The following is a 13,686-nucleotide window of genomic DNA, read 5'->3' as shown; positions in this document are numbered from 1 at the left end:
GGCGACGCCGACATGCGCGGTCAGGGCCGAATGCGGATCGTCGCGTTGCCGCCGTCGCGTTTGGCGTCGAACATCGCTCGGTCGGCGCGTTCGATGATGGTGTCGAGCACGGTCACCGAATCGACGCCGCGATCGCCGAGGTCGGCGACCGCGACACTGGTGACACCGACACTGGCGGTGATCGGCGGGTCCGCGGGAGCGGCGATCGCATCGCGCACGCGGTCCGATTCACGCTCCGTGCGGTCCGGTTCGGCCAGATCGATGACGACGAATTCCTCACCGCCGACGCGGGCCACCAACGCGCTGCCGCGCACGGCGGCCTTGATACGTCGCGCGCTACGGATCAGAACCTCGTCGCCGATGGGATGGCCGTAGGCATCGTTGATGTCCTTGAAACGGTCGAGATCCACCACCATGACGTCCACCTCTGCCTCGTCGGAGGAGCTGCCGTGCAAGAGGTCGTCGATGTGCAGGTGCAGTCCGCGCCGGTTGAGCAATCCGGTCAGCGGGTCGGTGACCGCCTCGTAGGCATCGTTGCGCATGGCCCAGATGCCGCACTGGATGCCCAATGGCGCCGCGGCCATCGGCACCACCCACACGAGTGTCGTCACCAGGGGGTTGAGGCCGCCGAACGCCGAGCCGGTGCCGGTGACGAACAAGCATGCCGTGAGCACCACCCACAGGGCGTGCCCCACAGCTAGTTTCGCGCCGTCGAAGAACATCACGTACACCGACATCAGAGCGAAGAAGTACCAACCGAACAGCGCGAACAGCCAGCTCCCATCCAGCAGCACCACCGCGGCGATCGCGATATCGGCGGATACGACGAAGGCGAGCGAAATCCACCGCGTGGGCCAGGGCAGGACACACCACGCAAGCCCCCACACAATTTGGAGAGCGGCGAACGTCGCCATGGCGGCACCGGACGCGGGGTTACCGGCGGCCGGCCACAGCAGCACCAGCGAGACGATCCCGTCGATGCCGGTGCCGACGCCGATCGCCACCTGGATCGTCTTGGACATGGTCCGCTTGGTGAAGTACTGCACCTGGGTGGCATAGGCGACCGGCTCGCTCCACCAGGCACGTATGAGGCGAGCGAATACCGCGAAACTGATCGAATACTTCGGCAATCCGTTCCCCCGATGCTGCCTTCTCTGAACCAGCCCTTGAGGCCCTTCATGCCGTGACGCCTCGCCACGTCGGGGCGCCGTCAATTCACCGCGAAGGATATCCGTTTTCGGATCGGCAGCAATCGTTAGCCGTCGGAGAACCCCGAAAGGGACTAACGTCGGAACCATCCGGGTGGCGCACGGTCGGGGAACCTGTGTGATCGCTGCCGGACTTTCAGGAAGGCTCTCACGCCAATGTCCAAGCAGCTGAAGCCGCACTTCGAGAACGTGCAGGCGCACTACGACCTGTCCGACGATTTCTTCCGGCTGTTCCTGGACCCGACTCAGACCTACAGTTGCGCCTACTTCGAGCGCGACGACATGACGCTGCAAGAGGCGCAGATCGCCAAAATCGACCTGGCCCTGGGCAAGCTCGATCTGCAGCCGGGTATGACGCTGCTCGACGTCGGGTGCGGCTGGGGCTCGACGCTGAACCGCGCGCTGGAACGCTACGACGTCAACGTGATCGGGTTGACCCTCAGCGCGAACCAGCAGGCGCACGTCGAGCAGTTGTTCGCCGCATCGGAGAGCCCGAGCTCCAAGCGGGTCGAGTTGCGTGGTTGGGAACAATTCGACGAGCCGGTGGATCGCATCGTGTCGATCGGCGCCTTCGAGCATTTCGGCTTCGATCGCTACGACGATTTCTTCGACTTCGCCTACAACGCGATGCCGGACGACGGCATCCTGCTGCTGCACACCATCCTGGGTCTGCATCCCGACGAGGTCCGTGAAAAAGCCATCCCGCTGAGCATGGAGATGGCCCGGTTCTGCCTGTTCATGGTCCGCGAGATCTTCCCCGGCGGCCGGCTGCCGTCGGTGCGGATGGTCAACGCGCACGCCGTGAAGCCCGGTTTCACCGTGACCCGGTTCCAGTCTTTGCAGCCCCACTACCCCACGACCCTGGACTACTGGTCCGCGGCGCTGGAGGCACGCAAGGACGAAGCCATCGCCCTGCAGTCCCAGGAGGTCTACGACCGCTACATGAAGTACCTACTCGGCTGCCCGCCGCTGTTCCGCAGCGGCCTGATCGACGTCGGGCAGTTCACGCTGACGAAATAACCCGTCGTTCAAGCGATTCCGCCAGGCAACTGCCCGGTCACACGGCGACCATGTCGGCCAGCCGGTCCATGATGATGTCCTCGGCCTCGCTGACCGACATCGTCCCACCGATTCATCACACATTCGCATATCGGTACTGCTCAACTCGCTGCAGTACCATCACGCCGTGAGTGGATCTTCAGAACACGCATTCGGCACCCGGCGACGCGGGGTGCTTTTCGACACCCTCATCGCGCTGTTCTTGGCCGAGGGATTCGCGCATCTGACCCTCGACGACATCGCGGCACGACTGCGCTGCTCCAAGTCGACGCTGTACACCCTGGCCGGCAGCAAGGAGCAGCTCGTGCAGATGGCGACGGTGCATTTCTTCCGCCGTGCGACCGCCGATGTCGAGGCCGAAGTCGCCGAGGCCGATGGCGCGCGCGCCCAGATCTCCGCGTATCTATCGGCGGTCGGAACGGCGCTCGATGCGGCGTCGGATCAATTCATGGCCGACCTGGACGCCTTCCCGCCCTCTCGCGATGTGTACGAACGCAATACCGCGCTCGCGGCGGGCCGGGTCCAGGACATCATCGCCGCCGGTGTCGCCGGCGGCGAATTCCGCGATGTGCATGCCGCGTTCGCGGCCGATCTTGCCGCCACCATGATGGTGCGCATCCAGCAACGCACCGTGCGCGCCAATACCGGACTCGATGACGCGAGCGCCTATCGCGAACTTGCCGCCATTCTCACCACCGGTCTGAGTGCCTGACACGGCGCATCTGCGGACGGTGACGTAAAGCGCTTTATGACAACGGCTTCCAAGACGGTCTCGAGAGGGCGTGCCGGCAGAACTCACGACCAGGACTCGTCGAGCTCTCCCAGTGCGGCGATCAGGGCGCTGTTCGCGCTGTAGTCCACTGGGCAGGCGATGACGCTGACGGTGTCCGCCGACAACGCTTCCCGCAGGGTCGGCAACAACTCGCCGGCCGAAGAGATGCGATGCCCCGTGGCGCCGAAACTCTCGGCATAGGCCACGAAGTCGGGATTGCCGAAGCGGGTGTCCACGTTGTGCCCGATCTCCAGGTCCATCTTCCAGCTGATCAAACCGTAGGCGTCATCCACCCAGATGAGGATCACCATCGGCGTGCCGACGCGCAGCGCCGTCTCGATCTCCTGGGAGTTCATCAGGAACGACCCATCCCCGGTCGCGACGAGGATATTGGCCGAAGGTCGTGCGATCTTGGCGGCGATCGCGCCGGGCACCGTCCATCCCATCGTGGAGAGCCCGTTGGAGATCAGGCAGGTGTTCGGCTCGTAGGTGGGATAGAGCCGCGCCATCCACATCTTCAAGGCACCGGTGTCCACCAGCGCGATGTCCTCGCGCGCCAAGGCGGCACGGGTGTCGGCGACGATGCGCGCAGGGGTCAACGGGAAGCTGTCATCGGCGCGGCCACGATCGAGTTCCTCGGCCAGCAGGCCGCGGATGCGTTCCTGGCCCGACGAATACAGCTCGTCGCGGTCGGCCGCGGCGGCGAGCGCGTCCAGGCACTGCCCGATGTCGGCGTGCAACCCCACGGCGACGTCGTAGTGGACATCGACTTCAGCCGGAAACCGGTGCACGTGAATGATCTTGGTGTCCCCACGCGGGTTGATCCGGACCGGATCGAATTCCTGCAGTTCGTAGCCGGCAGCGACGATGACATCGGCCTGGTCGAAACCGAAGTTGGCGTAATCGTGGCGCATGAACCCGACCGCGCCCAGGGCCAAGGGATGGTCATCGGGCATCACGCCCTTGCCGTGAAATGTGGTGGCCACCGGCATTCCGAGTGTCTCCGCGAAACGTCGCACCGCCGCGGAGGCCCCGCCGCGGGCCGCGCCGTGGCCGGCGAGCAGCACCGGATTGCGCGCCGAGTTCAGGATCGCCGCCGCCCGCGCAATCTGCTTTTCCGACGGGTCGTCCGGGCGCGGCACGTTGATGCGCAGTGCGGTGGTGTCTGCGGGCGCTGCCGCGTCTTCGACGTCTTCGGGCACCGCGAGGTACACCGCTCCGGGACGCTCGGTCTGCGCGAGCTTGAAGGCCTTGCGGACCATCTCCGGCACCGAACCCGGCGTGGCGACCAGCGCCGACCACTTGGTGACGGGCGCGAACATCGACACCAGATCCACACTCTGATGCGACTCCTTGTAACTGCGCCGCATTCCTACTTGTGCTGAAAGCGCCAGCACCGGAGTGGAATTCGTGGTGGCATCAGCAACGCCGAGCAGCAGGTTGATCGCGCCGGGCCCCAGGGTCGCCGAGCACACCCCGGCCTTGCCGGTCAGTCGACCGTAAACCTCCGCCATGAACGACGCACCCTGCTCATGGCGGGTGAGGACGTACTCGATCGATGACCTCGACAGCGCCTCGATGAGCAGGATGTTCTCCTCGCCGGGGATGCCGAACACATGGGTGACCCCTTCGTTCTCCAGGCATTCGACGATCAACTCTGCGGTGGTGCGACCGGCATCAGACACCACTTCAGCTAACCACAGCCCGCAATCCCCCGATGGAGTCGCCACGGCGATACGGCCGGGCCGTACCATCCACGTCGGCGGATCGAAATGCCCTCTTCGGCGGGCATTTTCGACGGTGTTCGGCTCTTCGAGGAGATGGCTCGGGTCAGCAACGGAGGTGCCCGGGTGCTGTTCTTTCGAAATCGACCTCGCCAAGAACTCGGCATGCCTCGGTGAACCCTCCGCTGCCATCGTCGCCGCCATGCGATATATTGCATTTCACAGCGGCCACGTCCAGCGTCCCAGGAGATACCCATGGTTATCGAAGACTTCCAGCGCTATCCGCTGACGTTCGGCCCGAGCCCCGTCCACCCGCTACGCCGCCTGAGCCAGTTCCTCGGTGGCGCGGAGATCTGGGCCAAGCGCGAGGATGTCAACGCCGGGCTGGCCTACGGCGGCAACAAGACCCGAAAGCTGGAGTACCTGATCCCGGAGGCACTCGAGCAGGGCGCCGACACGCTGGTCTCGATCGGGGGCGTCCAGTCCAACCACACCCGCCAGGTGGCCGCCGTCGCCGCCAGCCTGGGCCTGAAAGCCGTGCTCGTGCAAGAGAAGTGGGTCGACTGGCCTGATTCCGTCAACGACAAGGTCGGCAATATTCTGCTGTCGCGCATCATGGGCGCAGACGTGCGACTCGATCCCTCCGGCTTCGGCATCGGCTTCAAGGACAGCTGGCAGAACGCCATCGAGGACGTCAAACGCGCGGGCGGCACGCCCTACGCCATCCCCGCCGGCGCCTCCGATCACCGGCTGGGCGGACTCGGCTTCGCCCGTTGGGCCTACGAAGTCCAACAGCAGGAACGGGACCTCGGCATCTTCTTCGACACGATCGTGGTCTGCACCGTGACCGGCTCCACCCACGCCGGGATGATCGCGGGGTTCGCCGGCCAGGACCGGCCACGGCGCATCATCGGTATCGACGCCTCGGCGACCCTGGAGAAGACCCGAGCCCAGGTCGAACGTATCGCCCGCAACACCGCCGAGCTCATCGGCCTCGGCCGTGAACTCCGCGATGACGAGATCACCGTTCTCGAGGGCTGGGCGGGCGACCTCTACGGCATACCGGTGCAATCCACGATCGATGCGATCACCCTGACCGGCCGACTCGAAGGCGTCATCCTCGACCCGGTCTACGAAGGTAAGTCCATGGCCGGACTGATCGACCTGGTCCAGTCCGGGCAGATCGGACCCACCTCCACAGTGCTCTACGCACACCTCGGCGGCCAGCCGGCGCTGAACGCCTACAGCGGCATCTTCTGAAGGACGGGCTATCGTCGGCGTCAAGCCCGCAACGGGCTCGGGGAATAACCCCGACGAAGGCGAGGTAGTTCGAAAAATGACGACAACCTTCCCGCTAGGCCCCTTCACGGTGAGTCGCGTCGGATTCGGGGCCATGCAGCTTCCCGGCCCCGGCGTCATCGGGCCACCGCGCGATCACGATCAGGCCATCGCTGTGCTCAAGCGGGCCGTGGAACTCGGCGTCGACCATATCGACACCGCGCAGTTCTACGGGCCCAACGTGTCCAACGAGCTCATCCGCGAAGCCCTTCACCCCTACCCCGCGAACCTGGCGCTGGTCAGCAAGGTCGGGGCACGTCGCAACGACGGGGGCGAGTGGATTGCCGCACAGCAACCCGACGAGTTGCGCGCCGACATCGAAGCCAACCTGGAGACCCTGGGTACCGATCGGCTCGCCGCCGTGAATCTTCGCATCCACTCCGGTGACCCCAGCAGTGTCGGCGCGGTCGAGCGCGAGCTGTTCGACCGTCAGCTGACCGCCATGATCGCCGCCCGCGACGAGGGCCTCATCGCGGGCATCGGCCTGTCCAGCGTCTCGATCGAACACCTGCGAATCGCGTTGGACCGCACCGAGATCGTCACCGTGCAGAACGCCTTCAATGTCCTGGACCGTTCCTCGCAGCCTGTGCTCGACCTGTGTACCGAGCACGGCATCTCGTTCGTCCCGTTCTTCCCGCTCGGTTCTGGGTTCACCGCCGACAACCCGGTGCTCGGCAATCCCGCCGTCAGGCAGACCGCGGCCGAGCTGGGTTATACGCCGGCCCAGATCGTGCTGGCGTGGACGCTGTCGGTCGCGCCCAACGTCCTCCTGATCCCGGGCACCTCATCGGTGGCCCATCTCGAGGAGAACCTCGCGATCGCGGATATCCAGCTGCCCGCCGAGTTCACTCCGTAGCTCGGTCCGACACAGCCCGGCGCGCTCAGCTCACCGGCGGCACCGCGGAGGCCATCACCTTCGGTGCCCGCTCCCAGGCGCGATGCACGCCCAGGGCATTGGCCAGTGCGGCGACGAACGCCTTGTCGGCGGCCTTCGCGACTTCCACGCCAGGGCCCTTCGCCGGGATCCGGGCGGTCTTCAGGACCGCCGCGCCATCGCCCCAGGCTCCGAGTGCCTTGCAGTGCCGGAATGCTTCCTGCAGTAACACCACCAGCTTGATGTCGGCACCGGCCGTCGTGCCGTCCGCCACCACCACCGCGTCGAATTCGATGGAGCGCGCCGTGGCGAAGGTGCGGTCGACGGTGACTGTGCGCCGGCGTGCCTTGAGCTCTCCACCCACCGGAGCCACCACGAGCGCCGTGGCGCCCAACCCGGACATCGCCTTCACCAGCGCCGCAACCCCGGCGAGGTCGGACCCGGCATCGGCGATGATGCCGATCTTGCGGCCATCGATGGGTCCCGGGTCGGTCACGATCTGCGACAGGGCCGGTTACACCGGTACGTCCTGTACGGGCTCGCCGGCCGGGGCGGGCAGCCCGAGCCCGGCCGCCACCTGCTGGCACAGGTCGGCGTCGACGTTGGCCAGCACCTGGAGCTGACGCTCCTTGATGGACTGCTCGTAGACCTTCCCCAACTCGAACGTGAAGGCCTCGACCACATGCGCCTGCTCGATCGGGCTGAGGCTGCGGTAGAACATGGCCGGCTGCGTGAAGTGATCATCGAACGAAACAGGCTGGGCCCGAACGGCCGTGCCCTCGATGACACGCGGAGTATGGACGTAGCCGCCTTCATCGACGTCGGCGGGCTTCGGTTCGTCGTTGTCGATGCTGTTCGGGTGATACGGGGCCAGGCCGGTGTGGACCGCTGTCTGATGCATGCCGTCGCGCAACATGTCGTTGACCGGGCAATGCGGGCGGTTGATCGGTAACTGGGTGAAGTTCGGCCCGCCCAGCCGGGTCAATTGGGTGTCCAGGTAGGAGAACAGCCGGGCCTGCATGAGCGGGTCGTTGGTGACCTCGATGCCGGGCACGAGGTTGCCGGTGTGGAAGGCGACCTGCTCGGTTTCGGCAAAGTAGTTGGTGGGGTTGCGGTTCAAGGTCAACTTGCCGATGACCTGCACCGGAACCAGTTCCTCGGGCACCAGTTTGGTCGGGTCGAGCAGGTCGATCCCCTCGAAACTGTCGGTCCCGTCGTCCGGCATGACCTGGATGCCGAGTTCGTATTCGAGAAACGCGCCTGCTTCGATGCCGTCGGCCATGTCGCGACGGTGGAAGTCCGGGTCGACCCCGGCCGTAATCTGGGCTTCCTCCCAGACCAGCGAGTGCACGCCCGCGGCGGGCTTCCAATGGAATTTCGCCAAGCTGGTCTTACCGTCCGCGTTGACCAGCCGGAAGGTGTGCACGCCAAAACCTTCCATCGTCCGGTAGGAGCGCGGTATGCCGCGGTCGCTCATATTCCAGAAGACGTGATGGGTCGCCTCGGTGTGCAGCGAGACAAAGTCCCAGAATGTGTCGTGCGCCGACTGGGCCTGCGGGATCTCGCGGTCGGGGTGCGGCTTTCCGGCATGGATGATGTCCGGGAACTTGATGCCGTCCTGGATGAAGAACACCGGCATGTTGTTGCCCACCAGGTCGAAGACACCCTCGGCGGTGTAGAACTTCACGGCAAACCCGCGCGTGTCACGCACCGTGTCCGCCGAGCCCCGCGAGCCGAGAACCGTCGAAAACCGGGTGAAGACTTCGGTTTTGGTGCCGCGCTTACCCAGGAAACCGGCCCTGGTCACCGAGGATGCGGTGCCGTAGGACTCGAATACGCCGTGGGCGGCCGCACCACGCGCGTGCACGACGCGCTCGGGGATGCGTTCGTGGTCGAAGTGGGTGATTTTCTCCCGCAGGTGGAAGTCTTCGAGCAGCGTGGGTCCGCGAGATCCGGCTTTGAGCGAATGGTCGGTGTCGGACAACCGCAGCCCCTGTGCGGTGGTCAGATACTCACCGGACTGGGCGCGGTAGTCGGGATCTGGCTGCGCGGCGCTGCCGGTCGGTCCGACGGCTTTCGCGGCGGCTTGATCGGATTTGCGTGCTGGGGGCATGTCGAACTCCTGCGAGCGAGATGTGGGAGCCGCGCAGGCTGGCTGTACGCGGAAGGCAAGCGTTGACTACCCCGTTCAGGGGCATCCGAATCCTCGATGCCCGTGGGAGTCTCCAAAACCGTTGGCGTTCCAGGTGGTATGCCCCATGTGGTCGGTCTCGCCCGCCCGCCTCATCGGTTCGTTCGTTTGCTGGCCGTCGATGACGCTTACCGCCAACCGCAATGGGTACTCACTCGGCTACAGCCAATCGCCAGGGGGTGCACATCGTGCTACATGAACCGGGACCGGAGGGCGCCTTTTCCCGCATCGACGATTCCATGGCCCGTGCCCGAACGCTGCACCTGGCCGAGGGAATCTTGATCGGACTACGTCGGTGCTCGCCCGAACAGGCCATCGCCGAGCTGGTATCCGCGGGACGAGAGGCCGGCCTTTCGACCTATGCGCTCGCCCGAGGTTTGGTGCTAGCCGCCGGCGGCTACCGCGACACGACCGTCGACCCGGCCGCGCGCGTCGCGGAACACCGCTGGGGCGCATTGTTTCGCCGCCCGTCGGCCCCACAATCCGACGTCCCGAGGGCAGCGCCCACGAGCATGGCCTGAGCGGCCGGAAAGGACACACCATGGAATTTCCCGAGCAACAACAGATTCCGCCCGGCAATCAATCGGAGATGAACCCGGTGCCGGACTGCGGCGAGGACAGCTACCGCGGCTCGGGGAAGCTGACCGGAAAGCGCACCCTGATCACCGGCGGCGACAGCGGGATCGGACGCGCAGCCGCCATCGCCTTCGCCCGTGAGGGCGCCGACGTCGCCAATGCCTATCTCAACGAACACGACGACGCCAAGCAGGTGCACCAGCTGATCGAGGCCGAGGGCCGACGTGCCATCTCGATCCCCGGCGATCTTTCCGAGGCCTCGCACTGCCGCTCCGTGATCGACACCGTGGTCGGCGAATGGGGCGGTCTCGATGTGCTGGTGATCAACGCGGCCTACCAGATGACCCACCACAATCTGCAGGAGATCAGCGACGAGGAGTGGGACTACACGTTCAAGCTCAATGTGGGGGCGTTCTTCTACCTGGCCAAGGCGGCGACTCCGCACATGCCCGCGGGTTCCTCGATCATCGCGACTCCTCGGTCAACTCCGATTCGCCCAACCCGACGCTGGCGCCGTACGCGGCGACGAAATCAGCGATCGCGAACTTCAGCGCCAGCCTCGCGCAGCTCCTCGGGCCGGACGGCATCCGGGTCAACAGTGTGGCGCCGGGACCGATCTGGACTCCGTTGATCCCGTCGACCATGCCGCCGGAGAAGGTGGCGAAGTTCGGCGAGAACACTCCGCTCGGGCGCGCCGGCCAACCGGTCGAACTGGCCCCGGTGTACGTCCTGCTGGCCTCCGATGAGGGCAGCTACGTTTCCGGTGCGCGCATCGCGGTGACCGGCGGTCGTCCCATTCTGTGAGGATGTCCGGTCACAGATCTACGACGACGGCGTCCGAGGGCTGTGCGCACCAGATCAGAATGTTCCCCGCGGCGCGAGTCCACCGCACCATCCGCCGGAGTCACCGATCCCGAATCACCCTCGGGGATCGGGCTCAGAACGCCCGTAGGTTGTCCCGCAACAGGTTGTGTGAGTAGCTCGTCCGGGTCAGACCCCTCGCCTGCAGCGCCGGCACCAGCCCGTCGCAAATCTCGATGATCCTGTGACGCGTCAGCGAGCCGCCGTCCCCTGGGAACAGGAAGCCGTCGCCGCCAACCTCTTCCATCGCCGCCGCCATGATGTCGGCGACCTGGTCCGGCGTACCGATGGCCTCGAAGGAGCTGGCGCCGCCTGCCGATCGGGCCTGCATGCACTGGCGCAGCGTCTTGCCGGTTCCCCACTGGGCGAACCCAGCGAGTGATCCCTGTTCGCCGCGCGTGACGAAGTACGGGACCGGCTCGTCAAGGTCCATCTTGGTGAAGTCCGCGTAGAAGTTCGAACTCAACGCCTTGAGCCGCGCCGGGATCTCCTCCTCGCTCATCGGCTTGACCTTGGCTCGTGCCTCCTCCTCGGTCTCGCCGAGGATCGGGGAGAACAGGAACATCACCTTCACGTCATCAGGATCGCGCCCAGCGGCGGCGGCCTGCGCGCGGATGTCCGCTCGGTACTCCTTCATCCCCTCGACTCCGGTCGCCCAGGCGATGATCGCATCGGCGTGCTTGGCGGCGAAGGCCCGCCCCGCGGGGGAACCCCCGGCTTGCAGGTAGACGGGACGCCCCTGCGGTGAGCGGACGCACGTCAGGGGGCCCCGCGACTTGAAGTGCTTGCCGACGAAGTCGACGTCATGGACCTTGCTGGGATCGATGTAGATGCCCTTCTCGCGATCACGCACGATCGCTCCCGGTTCCCAGCTGTCGCAGAGGGCGTTCACGAGCTCCACGAACTCGTCGGCGATCTCGTAGCGCAAATCGTGCTCCGACATCTCATCGAGGCCGTAGTTCTGGGCCGCTTCGTCCTTGGCGCTGGTGACCACGTTCCAGCCGAAGCGCCCACTCGTGAGCGAGTCCATAGTGGACGCCAGGCGCGCCAAAGCATACGGGTGGTAGAACGTCGTGGACATCGTCGCGACGATGCCCAGTTGCCGGGTCAGCGCGCCGACCTTCGCGGCCAGCGGCACCGGATCCTGTTTCGGACAGGAGTCGCCGTTCTCCAGGGCGCGAGCCGTGGTGCCTTCCAGACCGCGCGGGATCCCGACGGTGTCTTCCAGCATCAGGAAGTCGAAGCAGGCCCGCTCGAGCGCCTGTGCCAGCTCGACGTAGAAGTCCCCGGTGAAGGGAACCCCCTCGGACAGCGTGTACGGAGTCTTCCACTCGTTGGCCTGGAAAGTCTGAAACCATCCGAGGTGGAACGGTTTTGCTGGCATCTGTCCTCATTGATGAGAGTGAACTGTCAGCGAAATCCAATCTCGGCATCGTGTCCACCATGTGTCCCCCGCGTCTCGCTCGAATTAGGCTGACAGGTCGCGAGTCAAGCCACAGGTCACAGACGATCCACCCTCCCATTCTGCGAGCGGTGGGCTTGGACTTCCTCCCGGCTCACCCGAACGCGGTCAAGTCCAGGGACGTGGTGTACGACGTTGTCGTGTGATTCTTCGAGGTGATGGTTCAGGCGGTCAGTGCCGCCGGCACGTCCTCCTGTTCGGTTGGTGAGTTCTGGTCGGCTCGGGATTTGCTCAGGACGTCGAGGCCGAGGTAGCGCCGGGATTCGGCCCATTCGTCGTGCTGTTCGGCCAGGACCGCTCCGACGAGGCGGATCAGGGCGCCTCGGTCGGGGAAGATTCCGACGACGTCGGTGCGTCGCCGGATCTCCTTGTTGAGTCGTTCCTGGGGGTTGTTCGACCAGATCTGGCGCCAGATCTGTTTGGGAAACGCGGTGAACGCGAGCAGGTCCGCGCGGGCGTTCTCCAGATGGTCGGCGACTTTGGGCAGCTTGTCCGATAGTGCATCGATGATGCGATCATATTGTGCAGCAACGGATTGCGCGTCGGGCTGATCGAACACCGAATGCAGCAGGGTGCGTACCCATGGCCACGACGACTTCGGGGTGATCGCCATCAGATTGGTCGTGTAGTGGGTCCGGCAGCGCTGCCAGGCAGCTCCGGGCAGAGTCGCCCCGATCGCAGCCACCAGCCCGGCGTGCGCGTCGGAGGTGATGAGCTTGACCCCGGACAGGCCGCGGGCGGTCAACGACCGCCAGAACGTCAGCCAGCCCGCCCCGTCCTCGGCGGTGCTGACGTCGATGCCCAGGATCTCGCGGTAGCCCTCGGCGTTGACCCCGACGGCGATCAGCGCGTGCACGTTGACCACACGTCCCTGCTCGCGCACCTTGAGCACCAGCGCATCGGCGGCGACGAACGTGTACGGGCCGGCGTCCAGCGGGCGGCTGCGGAACGCCTCGACTGCGGTGTCGAGTTCCTTGGCCATCACCGACACCTGCGACTTCGACAGACTGGTGATGCCCAGGGTTTCGACGAGCTTGTCCATCCGCCGGGTGGAGACTCCGAGCAGGTAGCAGGTGGCCACCACGGTGGTCAGGGCCCGCTCGGCGCGTTTGCGGCGTTCCAGTAGCCACTCCGGGAAGTAGGAACCGTGGCGCAGCTTGGGAATTGCGAGATCCAATGAACCTGTGCGGGTGTCGAATTGGCGGTGCCGGTACCCGTTGCGGGAGTTCGTCCGTTCGGTACTGCGTTCACCGTATCCGGCGCCGCACAGCGCGTCGGCTTCCGCGCCCATCAGCGTATGGATGAACGTGGCCAGCAGCTCACGCAGCACGTCGGGGTGGGTGGTGGTGAGTCGTTCGGCAAGCACGGTGGGCAGGTCGATATTGTGGGCAGTGGTCATCGCGTGTGTTCCTTCTTTGCTCGAGTGACTTTGGTCGGTCTCTCGAAGAATCACGCGATGACCTTCAATCATTCGGCTACGACACGCCGGTACCGCCGATCAGGTCCGACTCGTACACCACTCTGCTGGACGCAACCCCGAACGCGCTAGAAGTGCCGCTTCAGTTCTCCTGAGAGAGCGGCCGCGTTGCCAACATCATCTGGTCCGACAGTGTTGCGACGT

The 13,686-nt window shown here is 65.4% G+C and carries 9 protein-coding genes and 2 pseudogenes; 6 read left to right on the top strand and 5 right to left on the bottom strand.

Going from position 1 to position 13,686, the window contains the following annotated elements; translation table 11 throughout:
• Window positions 1–20 precede the first annotated feature (20 nt).
• On the bottom strand, window positions 21–1,130 hold the full coding sequence (locus tag EXE63_RS27860; RefSeq protein WP_234904293.1) for a GGDEF domain-containing protein: 1,110 nt from the start codon (window positions 1,128–1,130) through the stop codon (window positions 21–23).
• Window positions 1,131–1,364: 234 nt separating this feature from the next.
• Here EXE63_RS27860 and EXE63_RS27855 point away from each other — a divergent pair, with 234 nt between their 5' ends.
• Entirely contained in the window at window positions 1,365–2,228 is an 864-nt protein-coding gene (locus tag EXE63_RS27855; protein WP_168144611.1) for a cyclopropane mycolic acid synthase family methyltransferase, read from the top strand.
• Window positions 2,229–2,394: 166 nt separating this feature from the next.
• Window positions 2,395–2,979, top strand: coding sequence for a TetR/AcrR family transcriptional regulator (locus tag EXE63_RS27850; RefSeq protein WP_168144610.1), 585 nt, complete (start codon window positions 2,395–2,397; stop codon window positions 2,977–2,979).
• Window positions 2,980–3,062: 83 nt separating this feature from the next.
• On the opposite strand, the gene EXE63_RS27845 is transcribed toward EXE63_RS27850, so the two are convergent.
• Window positions 3,063–4,691, bottom strand: coding sequence for an acetolactate synthase large subunit (locus EXE63_RS27845; RefSeq protein WP_234904662.1), 1,629 nt, complete (start codon window positions 4,689–4,691; stop codon window positions 3,063–3,065).
• 327 nt (window positions 4,692–5,018) lie between these two features.
• Here EXE63_RS27845 and EXE63_RS27840 point away from each other — a divergent pair, with 327 nt between their 5' ends.
• The gene (locus tag EXE63_RS27840; RefSeq protein WP_168144608.1) at window positions 5,019–6,023 is read left to right on the top strand and encodes a 1-aminocyclopropane-1-carboxylate deaminase; all 1,005 of its coding nucleotides are present in this window, start codon (window positions 5,019–5,021) and stop codon (window positions 6,021–6,023) included.
• A gap of 76 nt (window positions 6,024–6,099) precedes the next feature.
• A complete protein-coding gene (locus tag EXE63_RS27835; RefSeq protein WP_168144607.1) occupies window positions 6,100–6,957 on the top strand; it encodes an aldo/keto reductase in 858 nt (285 codons plus the stop codon).
• A gap of 25 nt (window positions 6,958–6,982) precedes the next feature.
• Here EXE63_RS27835 and EXE63_RS27830 read toward each other — a convergent pair.
• Window positions 6,983–9,088 (bottom strand): annotated as a pseudogene (locus tag EXE63_RS27830) (catalase).
• Between the two features lie 266 nt (window positions 9,089–9,354).
• Here EXE63_RS27830 and EXE63_RS27825 point away from each other — a divergent pair.
• Both EXE63_RS27825 and EXE63_RS27820 read left to right on the top strand, forming a co-directional pair.
• Window positions 9,355–9,687 (top strand): hypothetical protein, encoded by a 333-nt coding sequence (locus EXE63_RS27825; protein ID WP_168144606.1) that lies wholly within the window; start codon window positions 9,355–9,357, stop codon window positions 9,685–9,687.
• A 20-nt stretch (window positions 9,688–9,707) separates the two neighbouring features.
• Window positions 9,708–10,546 (top strand): annotated as a pseudogene (locus EXE63_RS27820) (SDR family oxidoreductase).
• A 133-nt stretch (window positions 10,547–10,679) separates the two neighbouring features.
• On the opposite strand, the gene EXE63_RS27815 reads toward EXE63_RS27820, so the two are convergent.
• Both EXE63_RS27815 and EXE63_RS27810 read right to left on the bottom strand, forming a co-directional pair.
• Window positions 10,680–11,987 carry an NtaA/DmoA family FMN-dependent monooxygenase gene (locus EXE63_RS27815; RefSeq protein ID WP_168144605.1) on the bottom strand — a complete coding sequence of 436 codons (1,308 nt, stop codon included), beginning with the start codon at window positions 11,985–11,987 and terminating at the stop codon, window positions 10,680–10,682.
• Window positions 11,988–12,228: 241 nt separating this feature from the next.
• Complete coding sequence (locus EXE63_RS27810; RefSeq protein ID WP_168143021.1) at window positions 12,229–13,464, bottom strand: IS256 family transposase; 1,236 nt, start codon at window positions 13,462–13,464, stop codon at window positions 12,229–12,231.
• Window positions 13,465–13,686: the final 222 nt, after the last annotated feature.

Source organism: Mycolicibacterium frederiksbergense (genome assembly GCF_012223425.1).
Classification (GTDB): domain Bacteria; phylum Actinomycetota; class Actinomycetes; order Mycobacteriales; family Mycobacteriaceae; genus Mycobacterium; species Mycobacterium frederiksbergense.
Note: the sequence above shows the minus strand (reverse complement) of the source record. Positions and strands in the feature narration are given on the sequence as shown.

Bases quoted from the DNA above. Each gene is read 5' to 3' on its own strand.
- EXE63_RS27815 (WP_168144605.1), bottom strand. From the start codon at position 11,987: ATGCCAGCAAAACCGTTCCACCTCGGATGGTTTCAGACTTTCCAGGCC.
- EXE63_RS27840 (WP_168144608.1), top strand. From the start codon at position 5,019: ATGGTTATCGAAGACTTCCAGCGCTATCCGCTGACGTTCGGCCCGAGC.
- EXE63_RS27855 (WP_168144611.1), top strand. From the start codon at position 1,365: ATGTCCAAGCAGCTGAAGCCGCACTTCGAGAACGTGCAGGCGCACTAC.
- EXE63_RS27810 (WP_168143021.1), bottom strand. From the start codon at position 13,464: ATGACCACTGCCCACAATATCGACCTGCCCACCGTGCTTGCCGAACGA.
- EXE63_RS27835 (WP_168144607.1), top strand. From the start codon at position 6,100: ATGACGACAACCTTCCCGCTAGGCCCCTTCACGGTGAGTCGCGTCGGA.